The sequence below is a fragment of the Amycolatopsis nivea genome (genome assembly GCF_004522235.1).
GTDB classification, from domain to species: Bacteria; Actinomycetota; Actinomycetes; order Mycobacteriales; family Pseudonocardiaceae; genus Amycolatopsis; species Amycolatopsis nivea.
This window is the reverse complement of sequence record NZ_SDLT01000046.1, coordinates 33833-60733: the sequence shown is the minus strand read 5'-3', so window position 1 is coordinate 60733 and position 26901 is coordinate 33833. Positions and strand designations below refer to the sequence as shown.

Here is a 26901-nt window from a genome sequence, read left to right as displayed (position 1 = left end):
TTCTGTCCGGGGGAGCACGCGGCGGGGAGTGGCACAAGACGCGCGATGCGATACTTTTCTGCCATGCGCACGATCGGGGTGCTGCTCCTGCCGGGCAGCCGGATGTTCGACCTCGCGGTGATCGCGGAGGTGTGGGCGCAGGACCGCACCGACAGCGGGATCGGCCCGTTCGCGGTGCGCGTCTGCGCGCCGGGGCGAGGAAGGACGCGGGTGTCGCCGTTCGGCGAAGTCGTCGCGACGCACGGGCTTTCCGGCTTGGCCGACTGCGATCTGGTGCTTGCCCCCGGACGGGACGATCCGCTGGCCGAAGTGCCCGCCGCCGCTCGCGCCGCGCTTCGCCGGGCCCATCGTGCCGGTTCGACGGTGGCTGGGCTTTGCTCCGGAGCTTTCACCCTCGCTGCTGCCGGATTGCTCGACGGCCGGCCCGCGACCACGCATTGGCGGGATCTGGACGCCCTCGCGACGGCCGCGCCGGCTGCCGAACTCTGCCGCGACGTGCTCTACACCGAACAGGACGGCGTGCTTACCTCGGCGGGCGTCGTCGGCGGTCTTGATCTTTGCCTGCATCTGGTGCGCCGTGACCATGGAGCTGAGGTCGCCGCGCGGCTTGCCCGACGGCTGGTGATGCCGCCGGTGCGGGAAGGCGGCCAGCGCCAGTACGCGGAGGCTCCGTTGCCCGCCAACGCTTCCCGGCCGGGTATCGCGTCCACAATGGACTGGGCGCTGACCCGGCTCGCGGACGAGATCGGGGTGCCGGATCTGGTCGAGCACGCCGGGATGAGCCCGCGGACCTTCCATCGCGAGTTCGCTGCCGCGACGGGGAGCACGCCCGGCCGGTGGCTGCTCGTCCAGCGGGTGCAGCACGCGCAGCGGCTGCTGGAGACCACGGATCTGCCGGTCGCCCGGGTGGCCGAGCGGGCGGGGCTCGGCAGCGCCGCGAACCTGCGCCGACGGCTGCGGGCGGAGGTCGGGGTCGGGCCGGATTCGTATCGGCGCACTTTCCGCATCCCGCCGGTCGGGGTTACGGTCGGGGCATGGGCGAGTACGAGCACCTCCTCGTGAAGCGGGACGGGGACACGGTCACCATCACGATGAACCGCGCGGCACGGCGCAATTCGCTGTCCGCCGACCATCTCGGCGAATTGCTCGCCGCGTTCCGCGAGGCGGGCGAGTCCGACGCGACCGGCATCGTGCTGGCCGGCGCGGGGCCGGTGTTCTCCGCCGGGCACGACTTCGGCGACGTCGCCGCCCGCGACCTCATGGGGGTGCGCGAACTGCTCACCCTGTGCACGACGCTGATGCGGACGATGGAATCGGTCCCGCAGGTGGTGATCGCCCGGGTGCACGGCCTGGCGACGGCCGCCGGATGCCAGCTGGTGGCGTCGTGCGACCTGGCGGTCGCGGCGGAGTCCTCGGGATTCGCGCTGCCCGGCGGCAAGGGCGGCTGGTTCTGCCACACGCCCGCGGTGCCGGTGGCGCGCGCGATCGGCCGGAAACGCCTGATGGAACTGGCCTTGACCGGCGACGTGATCGACGCGGCGACGGCGCTGGACTGGGGCCTGGTCAACCGCGTGGTCCCGGACGATTCCCTCGACGAGGCGGTCGCCGACCTGCTCGGCCGCGCGACTCGCGGCAGCCGGGCGAGCAAGGCGATGGGGAAGCAGACCCTGTACGCGCAGCTGGACCGCCCGGAAGCGGACGCGTACGCGATCGCCGTCGAGGTGATGGCTTCGGCTTCGCAGCTGCCGGGGGCGCGGGAGGGAATGGCGGCGTTCCTGGAGAAGCGCAAACCCGACTGGACGGACTGACGCCCGGCTCTTCTGCTCCGGAGAAGTCCGTGAAGGGCTCCTTGCGGGAACCAGATTCCTTCAAGGAGCCCTTCACGGACCGCTCGGTCGTGCGGTGAGCGGGAGGGGCGGGCTGCCGTGAGTCAGCGGCGTTCGTGCAGCAGCAGCAACGTATAAGCCGCCACCGTCTGCGCGTCCGAGATCTCCCCGGTGGAGATCATCTTCTCCACCTCGGCCCGGCTGAACCACGCCGTCCGCATGTCCTGTTCTTCCAGTTCCCGCTCCGGCGCGCCCTCGGTGAGGCCGGTCGCGAGGTACACGTGCCCGCGCTGGCTGGTCAGCCCGGGCGCGACGTCCAGCATCCCCAGTTCGGTGAACGCCGACGCCCGCAATCCGGTCTCCTCCCGCAATTCCCGTTGCGCCAGTTCGGCGGGCGGGGTCTCGGCGAGGTCCGGCGCGGTGCCCTGCGGGAATTCCCAGCGCCGCATTCCGAGCGGGTACCGGAATTGCTCGACCAGGTGCAGCCGGTCGCCGTCGAGGGGGATGACCAGCGCGTAGGTCGGTTTGTCGACGACGCCGTAGATGCCGTCGCTGCCGTCGGCGCGGCGGATGGCGTCCTCGCGCACCGTCATCCAGTTGTTCCGATACACCTCGCGGGTCGCGACACGCTGAATGGGGTCCACCTCGCCAGTATCGCCGAGCCTGTCCTACCCTCGGCGGGTGCGTCTCGTGCTCCCTTCCCAGCAAGCCAGCCCGCTCCGTGCGGGGCGGGTCCGATGAGGCTCGTCGTCGCCCGGTGCCAGGTCGACTACGTCGGCAGGCTGACCGCGCATCTCCCGATGGCCAACCGCGTCCTGATGGTGAAGGCCGACGGCTCGGTGCTCGTGCACTCCGACGGCGGCTCCTACAAGCCGCTGAACTGGATGTCGCCGCCGTGCTGGCTGATCGAGGACCCGGACGTCTGGACGGTCCAGAACAAGGCGGGCGAGAAACTCGTCATCACCATCGACGAGGTCATGCACGACCTGAAGCACGACCTCGGCGTCGACCCGGGCCTGCAGAAGGACGGCGTCGAAGCGCATTTGCAGGAACTGCTCGCCGAGCACATCAAAACCCTCGGCGACGGCTACACGCTGGTCCGCCGCGAGTACCCGACCGCGATCGGCCCGGTCGACATCATGGCCCGCGACGCCAACGGCGGTTCAGTCGCGGTGGAGATCAAACGCCGCGGCGAGATCGACGGGGTCGAGCAGTTGACCCGGTACCTCGAACTCCTCAACCGCGACCCGCTGCTCGCCCCGGTGCAGGGCGTGTTCGCGGCGCAGGTGATCAAGCCGCAGGCGCGCGTCCTCGCCGAGGACCGCGGGATCCGCTGCGTCGTCTTGGACTACGACGCGTTGCGCGGCACGGATTCGGACGAGTTCCGGCTGTTCTGAGCACCGCCCGGGGTCAGGCGGCGAGCGGCTGCCGGTAGCGCCGGGCCTGCGTCGCGACCCGGGCGCCGAGGTGGCGTGCGGTGGCGAGGTCGGCGGCGTGGACGGCTTCCGGGCCCTGGTCGTTCCAGGTCTGCGCGCCCGCGCCGAGGTAGAACCCGAGCCGGTTGTCGTCGTGTTCGCTGCTGGTGGTGGTGTTCCAGCCGGGCATGAGGCCGAGGCTGACCCAGTGCATGCCGTGCTGCGCGGCGAGCAGCGCCAGGTACTGCAGCGTGTGCAGTTTGTCGCCGCTCATCGAGCCGGAGTTGGTGAACCCGGACGCGAGTTTGTCCAGCCAGCGCTGGGACATCCAGCGCTTCGAGGTCGCTTCGGCGAACACGTGGAACGCGCCGGACGCCGAACCCATGTAGGTCGGCGTGCCGAAGATGATCGCGTCGCTGGCGTCGAGGGTTTCCCATTTCGCGTCGGTCATTTCGGCTACGTCGACCAGGTCGGCGCGGGTGCCGGGCACTGACTCGGCGCCCGCCGCGACGGCCTTCGCGATCTCGAGGGTGTGCCCGTAGCCGGAGAAGTAAGCGATGGCGACGTGAACAGAGGACATCAGAGGTTCCTTTCGCTGTTGACGTTGATAACGCTATTCCGATGACAGCGTCAGTGTCAACGTCAACAGGAATCTGTTATCGTCGGCACATGGCATCGGACGACCAGCGCGAGCGCATCCTGAGCGAAGCGGTGAAACTGCTGGCGACGGCCGGCCCGTCGGGGCTGTCCACCCGGGCGGTCGCGGCGGCGGCCGGAGTGCAAACTCCGACGCTGTACCGGCTTTTCGCGGACAAGGACGGGCTGCTCGACGCCGTGGTCACCTTCGGTTTCGAGAGCTACCTCGCGGAGAAGCACGCGCTCGAGCCCAGCGAGGATCCGGTCGAGGACCTCCGCCACGGCTGGGAGATGCACGTCGCGTTCGGGCTGGCCAATCCCGCGATCTACACGCTGATGTACGGAACCGTCCGGCCGGGCAAACAGCCCGCGGCGGCGGCGGAAAACCGGGCCATCCTGTGCGGCATGCTCGAACGCGCCAACGCGCAGGGCCGGCTCCGAGTGCCGGTCGAGGCGGCCGCGGTGGCGATCGAGGCGTCCACGACCGGCGCGGTTCTGCACCTGCTGGCCCAGCCGGAAGAGGCGCGGGATATCGAGGTGATCCGGCCGTTGGGCGACCTGGTGCTCGACGCGCTGATCGACCAACCGGCCCCCGGAAGTTCCCCGATCGCCGACCGCGCGCAGGCTCTGCTCGGAATCGTCACTCCCACCAAGGATGCCGACCCGGTCACCGAAGCGGGCTTCAGCGTCTTCGAAGCCGGTCTGCTGCGCGAATGGCTCGCCCGCCTCAACGAAGCCAGCCGATGACGCCCGACGGAGTGCGTCAGATCGCCGACCCGGCTCGACGCTGAGCAGCCTTCGCAGCGAACCACGCCTTCACTTCCGCGTGGAACAACGTCGTCACCACCACTCCAGCCAGCACCAGGCCCGCCGCCGCGGCCACGCCACCGCCCGCCAGGTTGAGCAGCCCGCCGAGCGCGGACAACACCTCGACTGCGAGCAGCGCCCATCGGCCCCAGCCGTAGCCGAGCAGAACCACGATCCCGGCCGCCAGCAGTCCGGCGGCGAAGGCGTACGACAGGTACTCCAGCGAGTACAGAATCGAAAACGGTTCCTCGCCGCCAGCGCGCTGCTTGTCGATTTGCCGATGGGCGAAGACGCCGAACGCGCCGTTCAGCAGCGCTTGCAGGACCACGAGCCCGAAAGCGGCGCGAAGCCGTCCGGGGAGGGGCAGCGCGGGGCCGGTCATCGCCGGGATCTTATGGGCCCGACGCCGAGCAGCACCCCGGAACGAGTGAATCTGTCCCGTTGGTGAGGGGTTGGCGAGCGAAGCGACAGGACTCAACACGGGTGCTTCCGGGCACGCGGAATGCACAGGTCAGCGGCAGGTTGGTGAAAAACCGCGGTGTCGGGGTGCCTCTTCGGAATCCATGCAGTACTGTGCCGGTCTGACAGGAACGATGGTGTTTTCTGTGTGAGAATGTTTGATTCGGAGGTGGCAGGGTGCCGTTCCTCGCCGACGCGAACTTGCGGCTCGACGCGAGTCCGATCGACTACATCGAGTTGGCGTTCTATTTCGTCCTGGTGCTCGGCATCGGCTATCTCGCGCGAAGGCAGGTGTCGAGCAGTCTCGACTTCCTGCTGTCGGGCCGGTCGCTGCCGGCGTGGGTCACCGGTCTGGCGTTCATTTCCGCGAACCTCGGCGCGGTCGAGGTCATGGGCATGTCCGCGAACGGCGTCCTCTACGGCCTGCCGACCGTCCATTACTTCTGGATCGGCGCCATCCCGGCGATGCTGTTCCTCGGCCTGGTGATGATGCCGTTCTACTACGGCTCCAAGGTCCGCAGCGTCCCCGAGTTCATGCGGCGGCGGTTCGGTCCGACGGCACACCTCGTCAACGGCATCAGCTTCGCCGCGGCGCAGATCCTCATCGCGGGCGCGAACCTGTTCCTGCTGGCCAGCGTCGTGAAGCTGCTGCTGGGCTGGCCGCTGTGGGTGTCGATCGTCGTCGCGGCCGCCATCGTGCTCACGTACACCGCGCTGGGCGGGCTGTCCGCCGCGATCTACAACGAGGTGCTGCAGTTCTTCGTGATCGTCGTGGCGCTGCTGCCGCTCACCATCGTCGGCCTGGTCAAGGTCGGCGGCTGGCAGGGCCTGGTGCAGAAGATCACCGACGGCCCCGGCGGCACCGCGCAGCTGCACTCCTGGCCGGGCGACAACCTGACCGGCTTCGGCAACAACTTCCTGTCCGTTCTCGGCATCGTGTTCGGTCTCGGCTTCGTGCTGTCCTTCGGGTACTGGACGACGAACTTCGTCGAGGTCCAGCGCGCGATGGCGTCGAAGAGCATGTCGGCCGCGCGGCGGACGCCGATCATCGGCGCGTTCCCGAAGATGCTGGTGCCCTTCATCGTGATCATCCCCGGCATGATCGCCGGCGTCGTGGTGCCGGAGTACATGCAGGACAAGGGACTTCTGCTGCAGGACAAGACCGCGCCGAGCGGGGTCACCGCGAACAACGCGCTCCTGCTGCTGATGCGCGACCTGCTGCCCAACGGCATCCTCGGCATCGCGATCGCCGGTCTGCTCGCGTCGTTCATGGCGGGCATGGCGGCGAACCTCAGCTCGTTCAACACCGTCTTCACGTACGACATCTGGCAGACGTACGTGAAGAAGGACAAGCCGGACGGCTACTACCTGAGCCTCGGCCGCAAGACCACGGTCGTCGCGACCGTGCTGGCCATCGGCACCGCGTTCGTCGCGTCGCGGTCGGCGAACATCCTGACCTACCTGCAGGACCTGTTCTCGTTCTTCAACGCGCCGCTGTTCGCCACGTTCATCCTCGGCATGTTCTGGAAGCGGATGACCGCGGCGGCCGGGTGGATCGGCCTGGTGGCCGGCACCGCGTCGGCGATCACGATCTGGGCGCTGTCGCAGCTGGACGTGCTGTCGCTCGCCGGGCAGGGCACCAGCTTCGTGGCCGCGGGCACTGCGTTCGTGGTCGACATCGTGGTGAGCGTCGGGGTTTCGCTGGCCACTCAGCCGAAGCCGGACGCGCAGCTGGTCGGCCTGGTCTACTCGCTGACCCCGCGCGACGCGCTCAAGCACGACAACACGGGCGAGAACGCGGGCTGGTACCGCAAGCCGGGCCTGCTGGCCGGCATCGTCCTCGTGCTCACGATCGCTCTCAACATCATCTTCTGAGGAGGCCCGCATGACCGAGAAAACCTCGCGGCCGCACAAGGCGGGCGCCTTCGACATCCGGCTGATCATCGCGCTGCTGCTCGGCGTCTACGGCGTGATCCTCACGATCATGGGTGCCGGGTTCACCAGCGACGACGACCTCAAGAAGGCCGCCGACGTGAACATCAACCTCTGGTCGGGCATCGGCCTGCTGGTGGTGACCGCGATGTTCGTGCTGTGGGCGGTGCTGCGGCCGCTCGTCGTGCCGCCGAGCACGGAAACGACGGAAACCTCACCCGCCGAATAACCCGGGCCCCGCCCCGCCGCCACCCTCAACGGAGTGGCTTCGCCACGCCGAAATATTCAATGCGCCCACGTCCGGCGACCTGGCCCGCTAGGTTGCCGGACGTGGTGCACGATCGCCGGTTCGGCCGGTTCCTCAAGTTGTCCGCCCTGGTCGCGACGGGCGTGATCGCGATGTCCGCGTGCGGCGGTCCGAACCTGGGCAAGGAGAACTTCGCGCGCACGACTGTCCCTGCCGGCGGGGACAGCGCCGCGACGTCCGGCCCGATCACCGATCCCGCGGTCGCTCCCGCCGTGCTGCGCGACCTGCTGCCGTGCCAGTTCGTGGACAAGACCGCGATGAGCCCGCTCGGCACCATGAAGGGCGAGGCGACCGCGTCGAGCACGCAGTTCGACTCCTGTGTCGCGAAGGCGACCGACCCGGGCGGCAAGGAAATCCGGGCGAGCGTCGACGTCGGCGGGCTCGTGACGTTCGCCTCCGACAAGACCACCGGCGCGGTCGGCGGGCTGCCGCAGGTCGAGGTGCCCGATCTCGGCGGCGGATCCGGCTGCGTGGTCAGCGCGCTCACCGCGCGGAACCCGGCCATCGGCGTCTCCTTCCGGATCGACTACACCGGCGGCGACGCCTGCGCCGCGGGCCGCAAGCTCGTCGCGACGGCGGTCGAGAAGCTGCACAACAACCCGCAGAAGTACACGCCCGGTCCTGGCACGCTGCTCGCCGTCGACCCGTGCACGGTGCTCGACCCGGCCGCGGTGGACGGGGTCGTGAAGGGCGGGAAGCCGCGGCCGTCCGGACTGCACTCGTGCGAATGGGGCCTCATCCCGAGCGTCCGGGTGACGATGTTCCCCGGCGTCGCGCCGAGCGAGGGCGACGGCTGGCTGAAGGCCGACGTCGGCACGCCCAGTCAGGCGTACTCGAAGCAAGGCACCTCCGGGTCGAGCTGCCAGGTCAAATGGCAGCACCGGCAGTGGAAGGAAGAGCGCGTCGAGGTGGTCCAGCTGGAGTACACGAACTCCGACGCGCAGCCGGACAAGGACGACCCGTGCGGCAAGACCGTCGGGCTCGCCAAGCAGCTGGCCGGGAAACTGCCCGCGGCGTGACCAGGGGGCGCTTTGCGGCGCGCCCGGCGACCTCATAGGTTGGGGTCGTCCACGACGCCGAGGTGCCGGAGGTCCGCCATGAAAAAGATCATCAACGATCCGGCGGCCGTCGTCGCCGAATCGCTGAGAGGGCTCGCGGTCGCGCACGCGGACCTGCTGCGCGTGCGCGACGATCCGGCGCTGGTCGTGCGCGCGGACGCGCCGGTGGCGGGCAAGGTCGCGGTGGTGTCCGGCGGCGGGTCGGGGCACGAACCGCTGCACGGCGGGTTCGTCGGCCCCGGGATGCTCGACGCCGCGGTGCCCGGGCCGGTGTTCACCTCGCCGACCCCGGACGCGGTGCAGGGCGCGATCGCGGCGACCACCGGACCGGCCGGGGCATTGCTGATCGTGAAGAACTACACCGGCGACGTGCTGAACTTCGAAACCGCCGCCGAACTGGCCGCGGCCGAGGACCTGGACGTGCGCAGCGTGGTCATCGACGACGACGTGGCGGTCAAGGACTCCACGTTCACCGCCGGGCGGCGCGGCGTCGGCGGGACCGTGCTGCTGGAGAAGATCGCCGGTGCGGCGGCCGAGCGCGGCGATGCGCTGGACGCGGTGGAAGCGTTGGCGCGCAAGGCGATCGGGCAGGTCCGGTCGATCGGGGTAGCGCTGTCCGCGCCGACCGTTCCGCATGCCGGCGAGCCGAGTTTCGACCTCGGGCCGGACGAGATCGAGTTCGGCATCGGCATCCACGGCGAACCCGGCCGCGAACGGATCCCGGCCGAACCGGCGGACGCGCTGGTCGCCCGGATGGTCGAGGCGGTGGTGTCCGACCTGCCGTTCGAATCCGGCGACAAGGTGCTGCTGTTCACGAACTCGATGGGCGGCACGCCGCAGCTGGAGCTGTACCTCGCGCACGGCATCGCCGAGCGGCTGCTGGCCGAGCGCGGGATCCTGGTCGAACGCAGGCTGGTCGGCCCGTACATCACCAGCCTGGAAATGCAGGGCATCAGCCTGACCCTGCTGAAACTGGACGACGAGCTTACGCAGTTGTGGGACGCGCCGGTGCGCACGCCCGCGCTGCGGTGGGGGATCTGATGGCCTGCACTGCCGAAGGGGTCGCGGCCGCGTTGCGCGCCGCCGCCGAAGTGATCGCCGAACACCGCACCGAACTGGTGGACCTGGACCGCGCGATCGGCGACGCCGACCACGGCGAGAACCTCAGCCGGGGGTTCACCGCCATCGTCTCCGCGCTGGAGACTGCGGTGCCGGAAACCCCGGCCGGAGTCGTGAAACTCGCTGCCACCACGTTGATTTCCAAGGTCGGCGGCGCGGCCGGACCGCTTTACGGCACGGCTTTCCTGCGCGCGTCGGCGAAGCTCGGCGACGCGGCGGAGATCGATGTGCCGTTGCTGCTGGACGCGTTGCGGGCAGCATTGGAAGGCGTGCAGGCGCGCGGCAAGGCAGTGGGCGGCGACGCGACGATGGTCGACGCGCTGATCCCGGCGCTCTCCGCGGCTGAAGGCGCCGCGGACGGAACGATCGCGGACGTCCTCACCGCGGCGGCGGACGGAGCGGATCGCGGTGCGGAGTCCACTGTGGACTTGATCCCGCGCAAGGGACGTGCCTCGTACCTCGGGGAACGGGCGGTCGGGCACATGGATCCGGGCGCTCGTTCGACGGCGCTGCTGCTGCGTGCGTTCGCGGAGGCGGCCCGGTGACCGTCGGAATAGTTCTTGTGTCGCACAGCGCGAAACTGGCCGAGGGCCTGGCCGACCTGGCGGCCCAGATGGCCCCGGACGTCCGGATCGTCCCGGCGGGCGGGCTGCCCGACGGCGGCGGCATCGGCACCGACTACGACGAGGTCGTCGCGGCCACTCAGCGGGCGGATTCCGGCGACGGCGTGGTGCTGCTGTACGACCTCGGCAGCGCGCAGATGACCGCTGAGCTGGCGGTCGAATCGCTCGCTGACCCGTCCGCCGCGGTCGTGGTCGACGCGCCGCTGGTGGAAGGCGCGGTGGCGGCGGCCGTCGCGGCGCAGGGCGGCGCGAACGCCAAGGCGGTGGGCGAGGCCGCGGCGAGCGCGGGTGTCGCACCCGACCTGGCCGCGGTGGAGCTGTCGGCGGCCGGCGAGGAAGGCGTGGTGGAGAAGGAATTCACGCTGACCAACGACGTCGGCCTGCACGCGCGCCCGGCCGCGGTCGTGGTGCGCAGCCTGGCGGAATTCGAGGCCGAGGTGTCGATCCGGCTGGGCGAGCAGGAGGCGGACGCGCACAGCGTGCTGGCGCTGATGTCGCTCGGCGCGCGCCAGGGCGACCGGATCGTGGTGCGGGCGCGCGGGCTCCAGGCGGCGGAGGCGGTCGCGAAGGTGGCCGAGCTGGTGGAGTCGAACTTCGGGGAGTAACGCCGGTTTCCGACCGGGTGACTTCGCCCGGACTGACTCGATTCCGATGTGCTTTCGAGGGTCTCGCGTGGCACAGTGAGCGGCAATTACCAGCGGGTAACCTCTGGAGGCCCTGTGGCACGGGAAATCTCGACGGTCGGTGTGGTCGGTCTTGGCACGATGGGCGCGGGCATCGCCGAGGTGCTCGCCCGCAGCGGGCTCGACGTGGTCGCGGTGGAACTCGACGAGGCCGGGGTCGAACGCGGCCTCGGTCACCTGCGGCATTCGACCGAACGGGCGCTCGCGGGCGGCAAGCTCGACGAGGCGGGCCGCGAGGCGCTGCTCGGCCGGATCCGCACCACGACCTCGCTGACCGAACTGTCCGAAGTGGACTTGGTGATCGAGGCGATCCCGGAGAACCTCGCGGCGAAGGCCGAGGTGTTCACCCAGTTGGACCAGGTGACGCGGCCGGACGTGGTGTTCGCGTCCAATACGTCCTCGCTGTCGATCACCGAGATCGGCGTGCACACCGCGCGGCCGGGCAAGGTCGTCGGGATGCACTTTTTCAACCCGGCTCCGGTGCTGAAGCTGGTCGAGGTCGTGCGCACGGTGGTCACCGAGCCGGACGTGGTGTCCGACGTCGTGGAATTCGCGCAGCGGCTGGGCAAATCGCCGGTGGTGATGGGCGACCGGGCCGGGTTCATCGCGAACGCGCTGCTGTTCGGCTATCTCAACCACGCGGTGCGGATGTACGAGCAGCGCTACGCCACCCGCGAAGATCTTGACGCGGCAATGCGTTTCGGCTGCGGCTACCCGATGGGCCCGCTCGCGCTGCTCGACCTGATCGGGCTGGACACCGCGTACGAAATCCTCGACACGATGTACCACCAATCGCGGAACCGGCTGCACGCGCCCGCGCCCTTGCTGAAGCAGATGATCACCGCGGGACAGCTGGGTCGCAAGAGCGGACGCGGTTTCTACACCTACGACGCACCCGATTCGCCGGTGGTGGTGGATTCGGTCACTTCGTCCGAAGTGGACTCTTCGGTGGCTCGCGAAGTGCGGTCTGTCGGCGTGATCGGCACCGGGACAATGGCGACCGGCATCGCGGAAGTGTTTGCCAAGCGCGGGTTTGACGTCGTGCTGCGGGCGCGGAGCCTGGAGAAGGCCGAAGCGTCGGTGGCGAAGGTGAAGAAGTCGCTCGACAAGGCCGTGGTGAAGGGAAAACTGTCCGAAGAGGACGCTGCGGCCGCGCTTGGCCGGATCCGTCCGGTGACGGAATTCGAGGAACTGGCCGACGTCGACCTGGTCGTCGAAGCGGTGGCCGAGGAGCTTTCCGTTAAGCAGGCGGTGTTTTCGGCGCTGGACGAGGTCGTCAAGCCGGGTGCGGTGCTCGCCACCACGACGTCCTCACTGCCGGTCATCGAATGCGCGGCGGCGACTTCGCGCCCCGGTGATGTGATCGGCCTGCACTTCTTCAATCCCGCACCGGTGATGAAACTGGTGGAAGTGGTGTCGACGATCGCCACCGCTCCCGACGTCACTGCGACCGCGACGGCAGTGTGCGCGGCGGTCGGCAAACACCCGGTGCATTGCGGCGACCGGGCCGGATTCATCGTGAACGCGTTGCTGTTCCCGTATCTCAACGACGCGGTGAAAATGCTGGAAGCGCATTACGCGTCGGCGGATGACATCGACACCGCGATGAAGGTCGGCTGCAGTTTGCCGATGGGACCGTTCGAATTGCTGGACGTCGTCGGGTTGGACGTGTCGCTGGCGATCGAGCGGACGCTGTTCAACGAGTTCCGCGAAGAAGGCTTCGCGCCGGCACCGTTGTTGGAACACCTCGTGACGGCGGGACGATTGGGCCGCAAGACCGGCAAGGGTTTCAAGGACTACTGACGCTTCTATGGGTAGAGAACGGTCCGATCACCGGTCGCGCCGCCGGATGCGCGCGCCCTGGGCGGGTTCGCCGTCCGGCGGCAGCAGCGGGCCGCCTTGCCACTGCTGGAACACAAGGTTGGTGTGCACGCGGGCGACCTCGTCGCGGGAGGTGAGCTCGTCCAGCACCAGCCGCTGCAACTCCGCGGCCGAGGTGGTGGCGACGTGCGCGAGGAAGTCGTCCGGCCCGGTCAGGTGGTAAACCGCGCGAATCTCCGGCAGCGTCAGGAGATGTTCCACGAACTGCTCGACCAGCGGCCGTCGATGCGGCCGGACCTGCACGAACAGGAACGCCTCCAGCGGACGGCCGACCTTCGCCGCGTCGACCTTGGCGTGCTGTCCGGTGATCACGCCGGTCTCGCGCAGCCGCGCCACCCGGTCCAGACAGGTCGACGGCGCGAGCCCGACCGCGGCCGCGAGCTCCTTGTTCGACGTCCGGGCATCGTTCTGCAACACCCGCAGAATCTCAAGATCAACCGGGCTCAGTTCGACGGTCTCGCTCATCGCTGAATCTTATCCGAGATTGTTGCGTTGCCGCCGTGTTGTGTCCGAACGTGATTGCCATGACTTCCGCCTTGCGCACCCGAGCCGTCCACGCCGGTCGCGACGATCTCGCCGACCTCGGCCTGCACGCCGCCCCGCTCGACTTCTCCACGACCTACCCCGCGCGCGACAGTGCCGAGGAGGCCCGCCGGATCGACGAGTTCGCCGCGGGCGGAAACGTCACCGGCATCTACGGCCGGATCGGCAACCCGACCGTCGAACGGTTCGAGCAGGCGCTGGCGGAACTCGAAGGCTTCGACCACGCCGTGGCCTTCGCGAGCGGCATGGCGGCGGTCTCCGCGTGCCTGCTTTCCGCGGTATCGCAAGGAAAACGGCACATCGTCGGCGTCCGGCCGCTGTACGGCTGCACGGACCACCTGCTGACCACCGGCCTCCTGGGCACCGAGGTCACCTGGACCGCGCCCGAGGATGTCGCGGAGGCTCTGCGCCCCGACACCGGCCTGGTCTTCGTGGAGACGCCCGCGAACCCGACCTTGAGCGAACTGGACATCGCCACCCTGACCGAGGCCTGCGGCGACGTCCCGGTCCTGGTCGACAACACCTTCGCGACGCCAGTCCTGCAGCGCCCCGGCCGGCTGGGCGCCCGGATGGTGCTGCACAGCGCGACCAAGTTCCTGGGCGGCCACGGCGACGTCATGGGCGGCATCGTGGCCTGCGACGCCGAGGAAGCCGCGCGCCTGCGCTCCCTGCGCTTCGCGACCGGCGGCGTGCTGCACCCCCTCGCCGGATACCTGCTGCTGCGCGGCCTCTCGACACTCCCGCTGCGGGTCAAAGCTGCTTCGGAAACCGCCGCCGTGTTGGCTTCGCGCCTGGCTTCGCACCCGTCGGTAAGCGCCGTGCACTACCCCAAACTGGGCGGGCCGCTGGTGGCCTTCGAGGTAACCGGCGACCCCCACGCGGTCATCGGCGCGGTCCGGCTGATCACGCCTGCGGTGAGCCTGGGCAGCGTCGACACGCTGATCCAGCACCCGGCCTCGCTGACGCACCGCATCGTCGCCGAGGACGACCGTACGGGCTCGGGCATCACCCACGGCCTGCTGCGGCTTTCGGCGGGGCTGGAGGATGTCGAGGACCTGTGGCTTGACCTGGATCAGGCGCTGAAGTCCTGCTGATCGGACGTGCTCGCGGCATCCACCGCCTGGGTTGGCGGTGGATGCCGGGGTTCAAGAGTTCGCCGGACCGGTGAGCACCGGGCTGGGCTGGAAGCTTTGCCAGGCAGCTTCGGCACCGAGCCCCTCGCCAACCAGTCGGCCCGGTTGCGAGGTGCGCTGATCGGCTGCGGTAACCGTGCCGAGCTAGGCGGGAAGCTTTGCCAGCCAGTTTCGGCAACCAGCCCCTCGGCAACCGGTCGGCGCGGTCGGGAGGTGCGCTGATCGGCTGCGGTAACCGTGCCGAGCTAGGCGGGAAGCTTTGCCAGCCAGTTTCGGCAACCAGCCCCTCGGCAACCGGTCGGCGCGGTCGGNGCTTTGCCAGCCAGTTTCGGCAACCAGCCCCTCGGCAACCGGTCGGCGCGGTCGGGAGGTGCGCTGATCGGCTGCGGTAACCGTGCCGAGCTAGGCGGGAAGCTTTGCCAGCCAGTTTCGGCAACCAGCCCCTCGGCAACCGGTCGGCCCGGTCGCGAGGTGCGCTGATCGGCTGCGGTAACCGTGTCGAGCTAGGCCGGAAGCTCCGCCAGCCAGCCCCTAGCCAGCCGGGAGTCCCAGCCGCGCTGCGGGCCGGTCAGCTGCAGCAACCGCCCCCGCAGCACGCTCCGCCAGCCGGTGCGGGCGCGGAGGCCGAACCGGTGAGCGCGACCGTCGTGAGGAGCTTGACCGTGTCCGTATGCCCCTCCGGGCACGGGGCGGGCGCGCTGGACTCGGCCATCGGGCGCTGGAGTTCGAACGTCTCGGTGCAGTCGCGGCAACGGTAGGCGTAGGTGGGCATGCGTTGATTATCGCTGGCGGGCCGCGTTGGTGGGAAGCTGTCCGGGTGGATGTGCCTCAGTACGCGGATGTTCCGCACCTCGGCCAGGTCGTTCCCGCCCTGCTCGGCGCGCTGGGCGTGCCTGGCGAGGACGGCGGCCTGGCGCTGCCCGAAGCCCGCAGCGCGTGCGTGCTCCTCATCGACGGCCTCGGCTGGGAACTGCTCGCCCAGCACGCTGCCGACGCCCCCGTCCTCACCGAACTCGCCAGCAGCCCCCTGCGAGTCGGCTTCCCGTCAACCACCGCCGCCGGCGTCGCCGCGATCGGCACCGGTCTGGCGTCGGGCGAGCACGGCATGGTCGGCTACACCTTCGAGATCCCGGGAACCGGCGTCCTGAACGCCCTGCGCTGGCGCTCCCACGACGACGGCAGCGACCTCCGAGGCGCCCTGCCGCCCCGCGAAGTCCAACCCCTCCCGACGACCTTCGAACGCGCCGCCGCCGCGGGGATCGAGGCCGCGGTGGTGTCCTCGGCACATTTCGCCAATACGGCCCTGACGCAAGCAACGCAAAGCGGTGCCCGATACGCAGGCGTACACGCGCTGGGCGATCTGGCCGCGCGAACCCTGGACATCCTCTCGTCGCGCGCGTTTTGCTATGCCTACCACAGCGAATTGGACCTGCTAGGCCACCTTTACGGCCCCGGCTCGACCGCGTGGCGGATGCAGCTCCGGCACGTCGACCGGCTGGTGGAGTCCATTGTGGACGGACTGCCCCCGGGTGCCGTGCTGGCGGTGGTGGCGGACCACGGAATGGTGACCGTCGAGGAGAAACTGAACCTGGAAGACACTCCGGAGCTGTTGGCAGGCGTCCGCGCGTTCGGCGGCGAGGTCCGCGCGCGGCACGTCTACACCGAACCTGGCGCGACGGCGGATGTGGTGGCCGCGTGGCGCGAGGTCCTCGGTCAGCGGGCCTGGGTGTTGCCGCGCGAGGAGGCGATCGCGGCAGGCTGGTTCGGCGCCGCGGTGAGCGATCGGGTGCGTCCGCGGATCGGCGACGTCGTTGCCGCGGCGACGGGAACCTTCGGCATGGTTCGCGAACTCGCCGAGGCCGTGGAATCGAACCTGGTCGGCCAGCACGGCTCGCTGACGTCGGCGGAGCAACTCGTCCCACTGGCGATCGCCCGAGGCTGACCCCCTGCCGGAGTTCACGCACCTTCCGCGGCGTCGGCGGGTGCGGCTCGGGGTGTGTGGCCGAACCGTCCCGACGTCCGGTTACCGTGGCTGCGTGCCCAGACGCAATCGACCCGGCCGAGGCCGTCCCGGTCCCGTCGAGCGGCCGGATGCCGGTGCGGTCAGCGGCTGGGCCCGCAGCGAATCCGCCCCCGACGGCGACTGGCTGGTGCGCACGGTCCCCGGCTCGCAGGCCGCCAAGACCTACCGCTGTCCCGGTTGCGACCACGAGATCCGCCCGGGCGTCCCGCACCTGGTCGTGTGGCCCGCCGACGAGACCGGCGGCGTCGCGGATCGCAGACATTGGCATCGGCCCTGCTGGGAGGCCCGGGCACGGCGGCGGCCGAACCGGCGATGGTGAACGGGAAAGCGACACGAGCCAGCGAGTAAGGCTACCCTTGCTTGTCGTGATCCAGTCTCACCAGATCTGCGGTCCGACCGGCTCCGCCGCGGCCGAGGACAGCCACGCGGCCTACCTGTCGTCGATCGCGTGCGCCGAACCAGGGCCCGACGGGACGGTCCGGCACCGGCTGCGGCCGGAGTTCGGCGACGGCGCGATCGAGGTCACGACGCTGCGCCGCGGACTGTCGCTCGTCCGCTACGACGTCGAGTTCTCCGGGACGCACCGGGTCGAATACCGGTTCCCCGGCGACCATTTCGAGCTGGAGCACTGCCTCGGCGGGCGGATGCGCATCCGCGAGTCCGGCGCCGGCATCGGCGAGATGCGCGCCAGCGCGGTGTCGCTGAGTTCCCGCAGCGCTCTCGAAGGAATGGTCGAATACGAGGCGGGGGAACGTTATCGCGCGGTCTCGGTGACCGGGACCTGGACCGGGCTGGAGTCCTACCTCCAGGACCTCGGCGCGTACTCGCTGCCCGCGATCGGGCCGGAACACCTCGCCCGCGAGCGGTATCTGGGCCGCTCGACGGCGTTGCTGCCCGCCGCCGATCCGCTGCGGGAGATCTTCGTGCATCGCCGGGGTTCCGCGGGCCGCCTGCTGTTCCTGGAATCCCGGCTGATGGCCGCGCTCGCCGCACTGGCCGACGGGCTGGGAGCCACGCCCGCCGAAACCGGCGAACCCGAGCTGGAAGACCACGAGGCGGCCGCTCTGCGCCGTGTCCCCGACCTGTTGTGGCAGCAGCGCCACGACCCGCCGACGCTGGCTCAGCTGGCCAGGGCATCCGCGATGTCGGTGCGTCGGCTCACCACCGGATTCCGGTCCCTGTACGGGATTCCGGTGATGGAGCACCACCGGCGTCGCTGCCTCGACCGGGCGGCGGCCCTGCTGGTGGAGACGGACTGGCCGGTCGCGCGGATCGCGTCCGAGGTCGGGTACGCGTCGGCGAGCAACTTCGGGTACGCCTTCCGCCGGGACCGCGGGAGTTCGCCCGCCCGGTTCCGGCGCGACCGGACCTGACGCCGCAACGATCTCCACAGCACTGAGCCTCGCGCTCCACACCACGACCGCGCCGAGCCGCCGACGATGACGGCAGCGGTCGCTCGCCGGCCGCGTTGTGGCTCGGATGGAGTGGAGGCTCATGAACGGCGGCATCGACACCGCGACCCCGCGTACCGGAACCGGACGGCTTGTCCTCGTCCTCGGCGGTCTTTCCGCGGTGTCGCCGTTCGCGGTCGACATGTACGCACCGGGATTCCCGCAGATCGTCTCCTCGTTCGGGACCACCACCGCGGCGGTGCAGTTCTCGCTCACCTCGTGTCTCGTCGGATTCGCGGCGGGGCAGCTCGTGCTCGGCCCGGTCAGCGACACGCTCGGCCGCCGTCGGCTGCTGCTCGCCGGCGCCGCGTTGTTCGCGATCTTTTCCGTGGTGTGCGCGCTCGCCCCGAACCTCGCGGTGTTCGACCTCGCCCGGCTGTGCCAGGGGGTGGCGGGCGGCGCTGGGATCGTGCTCGGACGGGCGGTGATCAGCGATCTGTTCACCGGCGCGGGCGCGGCTCGCAGGCTGACCGCGCTGAGCGTGATCGGGTCGACCGCGCCGGTGCTGGCCCCGGTTCTCGGCGGGGCGGTCGTCGGGCTGGGTTCCTGGCGGCTGGTGTTCGCGGTGCTCGCCGTGACCGGGATGCTGCTCCTGGCCGGGGTCGGCTCCTGGGTGCCGGAATCGCTGCCCGCGCACCGGCGGCTGCCCGGCGGCTCCCGGCGGGCAGCCGCCGCGATGGGCCGGCTGCTCCGGCGGCGCGCGCTGGTCGGGCATCTCCTCGTGGCCGGCTGCGGGATCGGCGCGTTGTTCGCTTACATCAGCGGCTCGCCGTTCGTCTTCCAGGACGGCTACGGCTTGTCGCCCGCCGTCTACAGCCTCGTTTTCGCGACGAACGCGGCCGGCACCGTCGTGGCCGGCGCGCTGTTCGCCCGGCTCGCCGGACGCGTGCGGCTGAACACCCTGCTCACGATCGGCGTGCTCGTGATGGCGCTCGCGACGGGCACGCTCGTGCTGCTGCTTCTCGCCGGCGTCAGCACGGTGCCCACGACCTGGATCTGCCTGTTCGGCGCGACCTTCGGATTCGGCATCGTGCTGCCCGCTTCGACGACGATCATCCTCGCGATCGGCGGAGACGCCCCCGGCGCGGCCTCCGGCCTGATCGGCGGCGCGCAGTTCCTGATCGGCGCGGCGGCGGCCCCGCTGCCCGGCGCGGCCGGAGCCACCACCGCGCTGTCCACCGCCGTCGCGGTGCTGGGTTTCGCGCTCGTGGCGGCAGTTGCCCTGTTCGTGCTCGCGCGCCCGAGGGAAGGGAACGGCGAGCCCGAAACCGCATGAGCGAAAGGAGATTCCCGTGCCCGTTCCGGAAGACGAACTGACCGCGGCTCCCGAACTGGAGCTCGCCCGGGCCTGCCCCTACCGGCCCAACGCGCAGCACGTGCGGGTGCGGGACGCGGCCCGCCCGGTGCGGATGCGGCTGCCGTCCGGGATGCCGGTGTGGGCAGTGGCCGGGCACCGCGGCATCCGCGCCGTGCTCGCCGACGACCGGTTCAGCGCCGACCGGCAACGGCAGGGTTTCCCCTTTCCCGTGGACGGCCAGCCGGGCGCCTTCCGCCGCACGATGATCTCCATGGACGGTGCCGAGCACCGCGCCGCCAGATCCGCGGTGGCGGGCGAGTTCACCGTCCGCCGGGTCCGGCGGATGCGGCCGCGGATCGAACGCGTCGTGCACGAATGCCTCGACGCCCTGCTGGCCGGCCCGAAACCCGCGGACCTGGTCCGCGCGCTCGCGTTGCCGGTGCCCTCCCGGGTGATCTGCGAACAGCTCGGGGTGCCCTACTCCGACCACGACTTCTTCCAGACCCGCTCCACCACGATGCTGCTGCGCACCGCCACCGCGCCGCAGCGGTTGCGGGCGATCGACGAACTGCTGGCCGCGCTGGAAACGCTGATCGTCGAAAAGGAAGCGGCCCCGCCCGACGATCTGCTCGGCCGCCAGATCCGGAAGGGCCGCGAGGACGGCGAATACCGGCGGACGGCCTTGGTGCGGATGGCTTTCCTGCTGCTCGTCGCCGGACACGAGACGACGGCGAACATGATTTCGCTCGGCGCGCTGAAGCTGGCCGAACGGCCGATGCTGGCGGCGGCGCTGCGCGCGGACCCGGCACGCGCCCCGCTGCTCGTGGAGGAATTGCTGCGCCGCTTCACGATCGCGGAGTTCATCCCGACCCGGGTGGCCACCGAGGACGTGCGTCTCGACGGCGTACGGATCGCCGCGGGGGAGGTGGTCGTACTGCTGTGCAACGCGGCTGATCACGATCCGGCGGTGTTCCCCGGCTCCCGCCGCGGCGCTCGCGACCACCTGGCGTTCGGGCACGGCCCGCACCAGTGCCTCGGCCAGCATCTGGCGAGGGCGGAGCTGGACATCGTCTACACCGCGCTGGCGACCCGGTTGCCCGGCCTGCGCGCCGCGGCGCCCGTGCGGCGGCTGCGGTTCAAAACCGATGCCGAGATCTACGGCATCCACGAATTCCCGGTGACCTGGTGAATCCAGGCGTAGAGGAGGCGAAGATCCGATGTGCGGCATCGCGGGGTGCGCGGATTTCGAACGGTTTCCCGGCCGGGAACCACAGGTGCTCCAGGACATGACCGAGGCGATGGCGTGCCGGGGCCCGGACGCGCACGGCTGCTGGTTCGACGAGCACGTGGCTTTCGGCCACCGCAGGCTGTCGGTGATCGACCCGGCGGGCGGCAGCCAGCCGATGACGCTGGAGCACCTCGGCGCCACGGTGCTGACGATCGCCTACAGCGGCGAGGTCTACAACTACCGCGAGCTGCGCGCGGAACTCACCGCGCTCGGCCACCGGTTCCGGACCTCCAGCGACACTGAAGTGGTGCTGCACGCGTACCTGCAGTGGGGCACCGGGATGGCGCGGCGGCTGAACGGGATGTTCGCGTTCGCGATCTGGGACGCCCGCAGCGAGCGGCTGGTGCTCGTGCGCGACCGGCTCGGGATCAAACCGCTCTACTACTGCCCGGCAGGCCGCGGGCTGCTGTTCGGTTTGGAGGCGAAGGCGATCCTCGCGCATCCCGACGTGGCGCCGGTGGTGGACCGGGACGGGCTGCGCGAGCTGCTGGCCGGGGTCAAAACCCCGGAGCACGCGATCTTCCGCGGCATGCGGGAACTGCGGCCGGGACACCTGCTGGTCTTCGGCCGCGAGGGCAGGCGAATCGAGCGGTACTGGGCGTTGGAGGCACGCGAGCATCCGGACGATCTGCACACCACCGTGCGGACTGTCCGCGCGTTGCTCGAGGACATCGTGGAACGCCAGCTGGTCGCCGACGTCCCCCTGTGCACCCTGCTTTCCGGCGGCCTCGACTCCAGCGTGGTGACGGCGCTGGTGGCGCGCTCGCTCGCCGCTCAAGGCACCGGTCCGGTCCGGTCGTTCTCGGTCGATTTCGCGGGCAACGAACGGGATTTCGCCGCCAGCCTGGTGCACGAATCGCCGGACGCGCCGTTCGCCGCGGAAATGGCGCGGCACGTCGCGGCCGAGCACACGAACCTGGTGCTCGGGCTCGGCGAACTCTCCGCTTCCTCGACCCGAGCCGTGGTCCCGAAGGCGCACGACGTGCCCGCGGCGCTGCTCGGCGACGCGTTCGCCTCGCTGTACCTGCTGTTTCGCGCGGTCCGGGAACGGTCGACGGTGGCGCTGTCCGGGGAAGCCGCGGACGAACTGTTCGGCGGCTACCCGTGGTTCCACGTGCCGGAGCTGCGCGACGCGGACACTTTCCCGTGGGTGGCCGCCGGGTACGACCTGCTCCCGGCGCTGTCCGGGCTGCTGGATCCCGGGCTGCTCGCGGACCTGGACGTCGAGGGCTACCGCGCTCAGCGGTACGCCGAGGCGCTGGCGGAGGTGCCGGTGCTGCCCGGCGAGGACGCCGAGGCGCGGCGGATCCGCGAGGTCGGCTACCTCGCGGTGACCAGGTTCGTGCCGATGCTGCTGGACCGCAAGGACCGGATGAGCATGGCGGTCGGCCTCGAGGTGCGGGTGCCGTTCTGCGACCACCGGCTGGTCGACTACCTGTTCAACGTGCCGTGGCGGATGAAGTTCTTCGACGGCAAGGAAAAGAGCCTGCTGCGGGCGGCGGCGGGCGACCTGCTCCCCGAACCGGTGGCGAACCGCAAGAAGAGCGCGTACCCGATCACGCACGACCCGGGATACGACGCGGCACTGCGCGCCGAGTTCGCGCGGCTCGCGGGTTCTCCCGGCACCCCCGTGCACGCGCTGATCGACGGCGGCGCGACGGCCCGGCTCGGGTCCGCGAACGGCTGGCCGGCCCGGTCCGGGCTGGAGTTCATGGTGCAACTGGACTCCTGGCTCGCCGACCACGATCTGGCGCTGTGAACCCGGAAATCGCTGCCGCCGGACTGCCGCGCGGCCGCGCTGTGCGCCGACATCCGGTTGCCTCGGCCGAGGCCGCTCCGGTCGCGGCGAGTCCGCGGCGCGCGGACCTCGACCCCGGTGGCCGGACGGGCGTTGGCAACGGAAACCCCTTACCGCGAAAGCATTTCCTTCCGGCGCGCCCGGTGCCTCCGGACCGCGTCGCGGTTGACGCACGCGTGGGTGCAGTACCGCTGCGTCCCGCTGCGGGTGAAGTCGACGAACGCTCGGCGGCATTCCGCCGCGGCGCAGCGGCCGAGACGGTGCAGGCTGGTCGAGGTCAGGTACTGGGCCGCCGCCACGGAAGTCACCCCGCGCAATACCGCGGGCAGGCGCATCCCGTCGTCCTGGTAGTGCAGATGCCAGCTGTATCCGTCGTGCTCGGTGATCCTCGGGTAGGCGGCGGCCTCGGCCAGCAGGGCGTTCAGCAACCGGACCCGGTCCGCTTCGCCGGTCGAGTCGATGACCTCGACCCACCGGTCCAGGAAGGCGCTCACCTCCGGGAAGTCCTCGTCGGAGACGGGCGGGACCGGGCCCATCTCCGGCTCGTCCCAGCGTCCGACCAGGTCAGCGACGTCCGCCGGGCGATCGTTGGTGAGGCCGGTCACAAACTTGAGGAAACTCCGGTAGTAAGAGTTATGCGGCATAAGCCTATTACACCACGATCTTAGGTATGCCTCACTTGACGAGTCGCGCCGAACCCGCGGTGGCCGCGCCGTCCTGGGTTCCGCTGATCGCCGCGTGCGTCGGCACGTTCCTGCTGCTGATCTACACCAGCATCGTCACCGTCGCGCTGCCCGCGATCGGAGCCGAGCTCGGCGCGGGATACGGGCAGCTGCAATGGATCGTGGACGTCTTCACGGTCGCGCTCGCCGGTCTGCTGCTGGGCTTCGGCTCGCTGAGCGATCTCCTCGGCCGCAAGCGCGTCTACCTCGCCGGACTGGTCCTGTTCTCCGTCGCGACGCTCGCCTGCGGCCTGTCCGGAACGCCCGGCGAGCTGATCGCCGCGCGGGTCGTGCAGGGCGTCGCGGGCGCGGCGATGTTCGCGACGATCCTGCCGCTGGTCGGGCTGACCTACGAGGGCCGGGACCGCGCCCGTGCGTTCGCGGTCTGGGGAACGGTCGCCGGAGTGGCCAGCGCGGTGGGCACCTTCTCCGGCGGCGTGCTCGCGCAGGTGCTCGGCTGGCGCTGGATTTTCTTCGTTTCCCTGCCCATCTGCGCGGTCGCGATCGTCATGGCGGCGACGTCGTTGAAGGAGGGGCCGCGAGCGCGCGGCCGCGCCGTCGACTACCCGGGCATCGCCACGTTCTCGCTCGCCGCGACGGGCCTCACCTATTCCGTCATCACCGGCGGCGATCGCGGATGGGCCTCCGCCGGTGCGGTGATCGGGTACCTGGTCACGGCGGCCGCCATCGGAGCGTTTGTGGTCGTCGAACGGCGCAGCAGTGCACCCATGGTGCCGACCGCCTTGTTCGCGACGCGCCGGTTCCTCGGCGTTTTGCTCGTCGCGTTCAGCTACTACTTCGCCGGATTCGGTGCGCTGCCGGTGATTTCGCTGTGGCTGCAGAACGGGACCGGCCTCAGTTCGGCGGCGACGTCGGCGGTGCTGGCGCTGCAGGTGGTGGTGTTCGTCGCGGTGTCGGCGCTGATCAGCGGACGGTTGCACGCCAGGTCGCCGGGCCGGGTGCTGGGCGGCGCGACGATGCTGATCGGCTTCGGCTGCTTGACCGCGGTCGCGGTGCTGCTCAGCCCGACCTGGATCGCCTTGCTGCCGGCGTTGGTCCTGACCGGAATCGGCGCGGGCATCGTGTCGCCGGTCTTCCCCGCGGTGGCGATCGCCTCGGTCCCCGCGGAGTACGGCGGCACAGCGGGCGCAGCCGCGAACAGCTCCCGGCAGCTCGGGCTGGCGCTCGGGATCGCGGTGTCCGGCGCGGTTTACGCGACCCGCGGCGAGGGGAGTGCCGGGGCGACGCACGGGGTGTTGCTGGTGTTGCTGGTGTGCGGCGTGCTCGCGGCAGTGAGCGGACTCACGGGCGGCTGGCTGCTTCGGGATGGCTCCGGGGGCAACGCTCAGGAATGAATTGACCGCTGTTTCGTCACCTGAAAGGAGGAAGCTGGAAACGGGGGACGATTGCTATTGTTCGGCCTTGCCAAAAACGTCTGTCCACAATGTACATTCAGCGTACGGGCGAGGTGACAAGTTCACCAGTCGATAGCAGTCCGCGCCGTGCCGCGCAAGGAACTTGGGTCGGTAAAACAGCTTTACCCGGTTGACATTCCCGGTCGGGACAAAACACTTCCAGCGGGTTCGTCCGCGATGCTTGAATGAGGCGGATGGCATTCGACCTGAACTGGGGAGATGTGTTCGGCCGTGTCCAGAAAATTCATCGTTCCCTGTCCTTTGCGCGGCAGCGTGCTGGCCTCGCCCGAGGCTGACGCGCTGGTCGAGCTGGTCACCAGCGAGTCCACTTTGTCCATGGGCGAGCACCGCGGGCGGTTCGAGCGGCAGTTCGCCGCGACGGTCGGGGCCCGGCACGCGGTCTCGGTCACCAGCGGCACGGTCGCGGTGCAGCTCGCGGTCGAGATGCTCGATCTCGAGCCGGGCGACGAGGTCATCGCGACCCCGCAGACCTACCAGGCCACCGTCCAGCCGCTGCTCGACCACCGCGTGCGGGTCCGGTTCTGCGACGTCGACCCGGGTTCGCTCACCGTCGACCCGGCGTCGTTCGAGGCGCTGATCACCCCGCGCACCAAGGCTTTGCTGCTGGTGCACTACGGCGGCTGTCCCGCGGACATGGACGCGATCATGCGGATCGCCCGTGCGCACGGGGTGCTCGTCGTCGAGGACTGCGCGCACGCGCTCGGCGCCGGCTACCGCGGGCGGGCGCCGGGCGGGCTGGCCGACCTCGGCTGCTTCAGCTTCCAGAACTCCAAGAACATCACCACCCTCGGCGAGGGCGGCATGATCACCTGCGACAACGAGGTCTGGGCGCACCGGCTGCGGCGGTTGCGCGGCAACGACTACGACGGCCACCTCAGCACCTCGGCGCTGCCCGGCGAGGACGAACCGCTGCTGCTGCCGTGGATGAAGTACTCCGAAGGCGTATACCGCGACACGGTGCACCGGATCCGCCGCAGCGGCACGAACGCGACCATGTCCGAGGCCGCCGCCGCGGTCGGGGTGGTGCAGCTCGCGCGGTTGCCGGAATTGGCCGCGCTGCGCCGGGCGATCGCCTCGCGGCTGGACGAGGTGATCGACGGATATTCGTTCGTCACCCCGCAATCCGCCCCGGCGGGCAGCACGCACGCCTACCACCTCTACACCTGCTTCGCGGAAACCGCCGAACTGCGCGAGGAAATGGTGCTCGCGCTCGACCGCGGCGGAGTGGAGATCCAGCTCCGCTATTTCCCGCAGCATTTGCTCCCGGAATGGCGCCACCGCGGGCACGGGCCGGGCGAATGCCCGGTGGCGGAACGATTGTGGTTCAGCTCGCTGATCAACCTGCCGTGCCATCCGGGGCTGCGCCTGGCGCAGGTCGACTATCTGGTCGACACGCTGGACCGGGTGCTCGCCGACCTCAACGGGCCTGCCCCGGCGATGCTGGTGGCGGCCGGGGCGCGGGCGAGCGGCTCGTGATCGGCTTCGCGACGCCCGGCGCGGTGCTGTCCGGCGCTCCGGTTTCGCTGCCGGTGCGGAACCTCGTGCTCGGCGGTTCGCCGCGGGTGGACGGCCCGGTCGCCGAACACGTCCGGATGCTGACCGGCCGCGATCCCGCGGTGCTGCCGCCGATCGTCGTGCAGCGCGACACGTTGCGCGTGATCGACGGCGAACACCGCGTGCGGGCGGCGGTGCTGCGCGAGGACGAGCGGATCCGCGCGGTGCTGTGCGAAGGCACCGAATCCGAGTGTTTCCTCTACGCGGTGCGGTCGAACGTCGCGCACGGCCTTCCGCTGTCACTGGAGAGCAGGCGGGCCGCGGCGGTGCGGATCGTGCGGGAATTCCCGGGCTGGTCGGACCACGTGGTAGCGGATCTGGCCGGGCTCTCGGACAAAACGGTGGGCGCGCTGCGGCGTTCGACCGCGGAAATTCCGGGGTCGAACACCGCGCGGGTCGGCCGCGACGGACGGGCGCGCCCGTCCGTCGCGGCCGAGGGACGCCGCCAGGCCGGCGCGCTGCTGGCCGAGGAGCCCGGCCTGTCCCTGCGCGAGGTCGCCCGCCGCGCCGGGATCTCGCTCGGCACCGCGCACGACGTGCGGCGGCGGCTGGATTCCGGCCAGGATCCGGTGCCGGACCAGCGGCGTCCGCGCGCCGAGACCGTGCCGGAAGCGCCGCCGCGGGTGGATGCGGCGCTGTTGTTGCGCCAGCTCCGCACGGACCCGGCGCTGCGTTCGAGCGAACCCGGGCGAGTGCTGCTGCACCTGCTCAACCTGACCGGACAGGCGCTCGGGCGCCGGTCGGACATCCTCGGCGCGGTGCCGCCGCACTGCCTGCCCGCCGTGGCCGCGATGGCCGAGGCCTACGCGCGGGACCTGTCCGGGCTCGCCGAGCAGATCCGCGCGGCGCTGCCGGATCCGCACTGAATGCCTTGCTGTGCCCCGCCGTCCGGAAAACCCCGGACGGCCGC

The 26901-nt window shown here is 70.4% G+C and carries 27 protein-coding genes; 21 read left to right on the top strand and 6 right to left on the bottom strand.

Annotation, left to right across the window (positions count from 1 at the left end; genetic code table 11):
- Positions 1–63: 63 nt before the first annotated feature.
- Positions 64–1062 (top strand): GlxA family transcriptional regulator, encoded by a 999-nt coding sequence (locus EIZ44_RS37825; RefSeq protein ID WP_134733895.1) that lies wholly within the window; start codon positions 64–66, stop codon positions 1060–1062.
- Entirely contained in the window at positions 1035–1808 is a 774-nt protein-coding gene (locus EIZ44_RS37820) for an enoyl-CoA hydratase-related protein (RefSeq protein ID WP_134667337.1), read from the top strand. Before EIZ44_RS37825 ends, EIZ44_RS37820 begins: the two co-directional genes overlap by 28 nt.
- 122 nt (positions 1809–1930) lie before the next feature.
- Here the strand turns inward: EIZ44_RS37820 and EIZ44_RS37815 are convergent, their stop codons facing one another.
- A complete protein-coding gene (locus EIZ44_RS37815; protein ID WP_134733894.1) occupies positions 1931–2470 on the bottom strand; it encodes an NUDIX domain-containing protein in 540 nt (179 codons plus the stop codon).
- 93 nt (positions 2471–2563) lie between these two features.
- On the opposite strand from EIZ44_RS37815, the gene nucS reads away from it, so the two are divergent.
- Positions 2564–3223 carry an endonuclease NucS gene (gene nucS, locus EIZ44_RS37810; RefSeq protein ID WP_037815327.1) on the top strand — a complete coding sequence of 220 codons (660 nt, stop codon included), beginning with the start codon at positions 2564–2566 and terminating at the stop codon, positions 3221–3223.
- Positions 3224–3236: 13 nt separating this feature from the next.
- Here the strand turns inward: nucS and EIZ44_RS37805 are convergent, their stop codons facing one another.
- Positions 3237–3821: a flavodoxin family protein gene (locus EIZ44_RS37805; protein WP_134667339.1), complete on the bottom strand. Its 585-nt coding sequence runs from the start codon at positions 3819–3821 to the stop codon at positions 3237–3239.
- An 89-nt stretch (positions 3822–3910) separates the two neighbouring features.
- Here EIZ44_RS37805 and EIZ44_RS37800 point away from each other — a divergent pair, with 89 nt between their 5' ends.
- Positions 3911–4624, top strand: a complete 714-nt coding sequence (locus tag EIZ44_RS37800) for a TetR/AcrR family transcriptional regulator (RefSeq protein WP_205673431.1) — start codon at positions 3911–3913, stop codon at positions 4622–4624.
- A gap of 16 nt (positions 4625–4640) precedes the next feature.
- On the opposite strand, the gene EIZ44_RS37795 is transcribed toward EIZ44_RS37800, so the two are convergent.
- A complete protein-coding gene (locus tag EIZ44_RS37795; RefSeq protein ID WP_134733892.1) occupies positions 4641–5066 on the bottom strand; it encodes a hypothetical protein in 426 nt (141 codons plus the stop codon).
- A 254-nt stretch (positions 5067–5320) separates the two neighbouring features.
- Between EIZ44_RS37795 and EIZ44_RS37790 the strand changes: the two genes are divergently transcribed.
- The 7 genes from EIZ44_RS37790 to EIZ44_RS37760 all read left to right on the top strand — a co-directional run bounded on the left by EIZ44_RS37790 (position 5321) and on the right by EIZ44_RS37760 (position 12668).
- Positions 5321–7018: a sodium:solute symporter family protein gene (locus EIZ44_RS37790; RefSeq protein ID WP_134733891.1), complete on the top strand. Its 1698-nt coding sequence runs from the start codon at positions 5321–5323 to the stop codon at positions 7016–7018.
- Between the two features lie 10 nt (positions 7019–7028).
- Entirely contained in the window at positions 7029–7304 is a 276-nt protein-coding gene (locus EIZ44_RS37785; RefSeq protein ID WP_037815322.1) for a hypothetical protein, read from the top strand.
- Positions 7305–7405: 101 nt separating this feature from the next.
- Positions 7406–8401, top strand: coding sequence for a DUF3558 domain-containing protein (locus EIZ44_RS37780; protein ID WP_205673430.1), 996 nt, complete (start codon positions 7406–7408; stop codon positions 8399–8401).
- A gap of 78 nt (positions 8402–8479) precedes the next feature.
- Positions 8480–9481: a dihydroxyacetone kinase subunit DhaK gene (gene dhaK / locus EIZ44_RS37775; RefSeq protein WP_134733889.1), complete on the top strand. Its 1002-nt coding sequence runs from the start codon at positions 8480–8482 to the stop codon at positions 9479–9481.
- Positions 9481–10104, top strand: coding sequence for a dihydroxyacetone kinase subunit DhaL (gene dhaL, locus EIZ44_RS37770; protein WP_037815424.1), 624 nt, complete (start codon positions 9481–9483; stop codon positions 10102–10104). The genes dhaK and dhaL overlap by 1 nt, the downstream gene beginning before the upstream one ends.
- A complete protein-coding gene (gene dhaM / locus EIZ44_RS37765) occupies positions 10101–10787 on the top strand; it encodes a dihydroxyacetone kinase phosphoryl donor subunit DhaM (RefSeq protein ID WP_037815318.1) in 687 nt (228 codons plus the stop codon). The genes dhaL and dhaM overlap by 4 nt, the downstream gene beginning before the upstream one ends.
- A 114-nt stretch (positions 10788–10901) precedes the next feature.
- Positions 10902–12668 (top strand): 3-hydroxyacyl-CoA dehydrogenase family protein, encoded by a 1767-nt coding sequence (locus EIZ44_RS37760; RefSeq protein ID WP_134733888.1) that lies wholly within the window; start codon positions 10902–10904, stop codon positions 12666–12668.
- A 27-nt stretch (positions 12669–12695) separates the two neighbouring features.
- Here EIZ44_RS37760 and EIZ44_RS37755 read toward each other — a convergent pair whose 3' ends face one another.
- Complete coding sequence (locus EIZ44_RS37755) at positions 12696–13211, bottom strand: Lrp/AsnC family transcriptional regulator (RefSeq protein WP_134733887.1); 516 nt, start codon at positions 13209–13211, stop codon at positions 12696–12698.
- A gap of 59 nt (positions 13212–13270) precedes the next feature.
- Here EIZ44_RS37755 and EIZ44_RS37750 point away from each other — a divergent pair, with 59 nt between their 5' ends.
- The gene (locus EIZ44_RS37750) at positions 13271–14383 is read left to right on the top strand and encodes a trans-sulfuration enzyme family protein (RefSeq protein ID WP_037815313.1); all 1113 of its coding nucleotides are present in this window, start codon (positions 13271–13273) and stop codon (positions 14381–14383) included.
- 607 nt (positions 14384–14990) lie between these two features.
- Here the strand turns inward: EIZ44_RS37750 and EIZ44_RS37745 are convergent.
- On the bottom strand, positions 14991–15194 hold the full coding sequence (locus EIZ44_RS37745; RefSeq protein ID WP_134733886.1) for an FmdB family zinc ribbon protein: 204 nt from the start codon (positions 15192–15194) through the stop codon (positions 14991–14993).
- Positions 15195–15239: 45 nt separating this feature from the next.
- On the opposite strand from EIZ44_RS37745, the gene EIZ44_RS37740 reads away from it, so the two are divergent.
- The 6 genes from EIZ44_RS37740 (at position 15240) to asnB (ending at position 22240) form a co-directional block, all read left to right on the top strand.
- Positions 15240–16364: an alkaline phosphatase family protein gene (locus EIZ44_RS37740; protein ID WP_134733885.1), complete on the top strand. Its 1125-nt coding sequence runs from the start codon at positions 15240–15242 to the stop codon at positions 16362–16364.
- 94 nt (positions 16365–16458) lie between these two features.
- Positions 16459–16764 (top strand): Rv1322 family protein, encoded by a 306-nt coding sequence (locus tag EIZ44_RS37735; protein ID WP_037815309.1) that lies wholly within the window; start codon positions 16459–16461, stop codon positions 16762–16764.
- A 46-nt stretch (positions 16765–16810) separates the two neighbouring features.
- The gene (locus EIZ44_RS37730) at positions 16811–17818 is read left to right on the top strand and encodes a helix-turn-helix transcriptional regulator (RefSeq protein ID WP_134733884.1); all 1008 of its coding nucleotides are present in this window, start codon (positions 16811–16813) and stop codon (positions 17816–17818) included.
- Between the two features lie 121 nt (positions 17819–17939).
- Complete coding sequence (locus tag EIZ44_RS37725; RefSeq protein WP_134733883.1) at positions 17940–19172, top strand: multidrug effflux MFS transporter; 1233 nt, start codon at positions 17940–17942, stop codon at positions 19170–19172.
- A 16-nt stretch (positions 19173–19188) separates the two neighbouring features.
- Entirely contained in the window at positions 19189–20382 is a 1194-nt protein-coding gene (locus EIZ44_RS37720) for a cytochrome P450 (protein WP_240691526.1), read from the top strand.
- A 28-nt stretch (positions 20383–20410) separates the two neighbouring features.
- On the top strand, positions 20411–22240 hold the full coding sequence (gene asnB, locus EIZ44_RS37715) for an asparagine synthase (glutamine-hydrolyzing) (RefSeq protein WP_134733882.1): 1830 nt from the start codon (positions 20411–20413) through the stop codon (positions 22238–22240).
- Between the two features lie 149 nt (positions 22241–22389).
- Here the strand turns inward: asnB and EIZ44_RS37710 are convergent, their stop codons facing one another.
- A complete protein-coding gene (locus EIZ44_RS37710) occupies positions 22390–22884 on the bottom strand; it encodes a CGNR zinc finger domain-containing protein (protein WP_134733881.1) in 495 nt (164 codons plus the stop codon).
- 65 nt (positions 22885–22949) lie between these two features.
- Between EIZ44_RS37710 and EIZ44_RS37705 the strand changes: the two genes are divergently transcribed.
- The 3 genes from EIZ44_RS37705 to EIZ44_RS37695 all read left to right on the top strand — a co-directional run bounded on the left by EIZ44_RS37705 (position 22950) and on the right by EIZ44_RS37695 (position 26857).
- On the top strand, positions 22950–24356 hold the full coding sequence (locus EIZ44_RS37705; RefSeq protein ID WP_134733880.1) for an MFS transporter: 1407 nt from the start codon (positions 22950–22952) through the stop codon (positions 24354–24356).
- Positions 24357–24647: 291 nt separating this feature from the next.
- Complete coding sequence (locus EIZ44_RS37700; RefSeq protein WP_240691525.1) at positions 24648–25913, top strand: DegT/DnrJ/EryC1/StrS family aminotransferase; 1266 nt, start codon at positions 24648–24650, stop codon at positions 25911–25913.
- The gene (locus EIZ44_RS37695; RefSeq protein WP_205673429.1) at positions 25910–26857 is read left to right on the top strand and encodes a ParB N-terminal domain-containing protein; all 948 of its coding nucleotides are present in this window, start codon (positions 25910–25912) and stop codon (positions 26855–26857) included. Before EIZ44_RS37700 ends, EIZ44_RS37695 begins: the two co-directional genes overlap by 4 nt.
- Positions 26858–26901: the final 44 nt, after the last annotated feature.

Coding starts and splice junctions, on each gene's coding strand:
- EIZ44_RS37825 (WP_134733895.1), top strand. CDS start 64: ATGCGCACGATCGGGGTGCTGCTCCTGCCGGGCAGCCGGATGTTCGAC.
- EIZ44_RS37745 (WP_134733886.1), bottom strand. CDS start 15,194: ATGCCCACCTACGCCTACCGTTGCCGCGACTGCACCGAGACGTTCGAA.
- EIZ44_RS37795 (WP_134733892.1), bottom strand. CDS start 5,066: ATGACCGGCCCCGCGCTGCCCCTCCCCGGACGGCTTCGCGCCGCTTTC.
- nucS (WP_037815327.1), top strand. CDS start 2,564: ATGAGGCTCGTCGTCGCCCGGTGCCAGGTCGACTACGTCGGCAGGCTG.
- EIZ44_RS37785 (WP_037815322.1), top strand. CDS start 7,029: ATGACCGAGAAAACCTCGCGGCCGCACAAGGCGGGCGCCTTCGACATC.
- EIZ44_RS37755 (WP_134733887.1), bottom strand. CDS start 13,211: ATGAGCGAGACCGTCGAACTGAGCCCGGTTGATCTTGAGATTCTGCGG.
- EIZ44_RS37725 (WP_134733883.1), top strand. CDS start 17,940: ATGAACGGCGGCATCGACACCGCGACCCCGCGTACCGGAACCGGACGG.
- dhaL (WP_037815424.1), top strand. CDS start 9,481: ATGGCCTGCACTGCCGAAGGGGTCGCGGCCGCGTTGCGCGCCGCCGCC.
- asnB (WP_134733882.1), top strand. CDS start 20,411: ATGTGCGGCATCGCGGGGTGCGCGGATTTCGAACGGTTTCCCGGCCGG.
- EIZ44_RS37820 (WP_134667337.1), top strand. CDS start 1,035: ATGGGCGAGTACGAGCACCTCCTCGTGAAGCGGGACGGGGACACGGTC.
- dhaK (WP_134733889.1), top strand. CDS start 8,480: ATGAAAAAGATCATCAACGATCCGGCGGCCGTCGTCGCCGAATCGCTG.
- EIZ44_RS37705 (WP_134733880.1), top strand. CDS start 22,950: ATGCCTCACTTGACGAGTCGCGCCGAACCCGCGGTGGCCGCGCCGTCC.
- EIZ44_RS37800 (WP_205673431.1), top strand. CDS start 3,911: ATGGCATCGGACGACCAGCGCGAGCGCATCCTGAGCGAAGCGGTGAAA.
- EIZ44_RS37750 (WP_037815313.1), top strand. CDS start 13,271: ATGACTTCCGCCTTGCGCACCCGAGCCGTCCACGCCGGTCGCGACGAT.
- EIZ44_RS37805 (WP_134667339.1), bottom strand. CDS start 3,821: ATGTCCTCTGTTCACGTCGCCATCGCTTACTTCTCCGGCTACGGGCAC.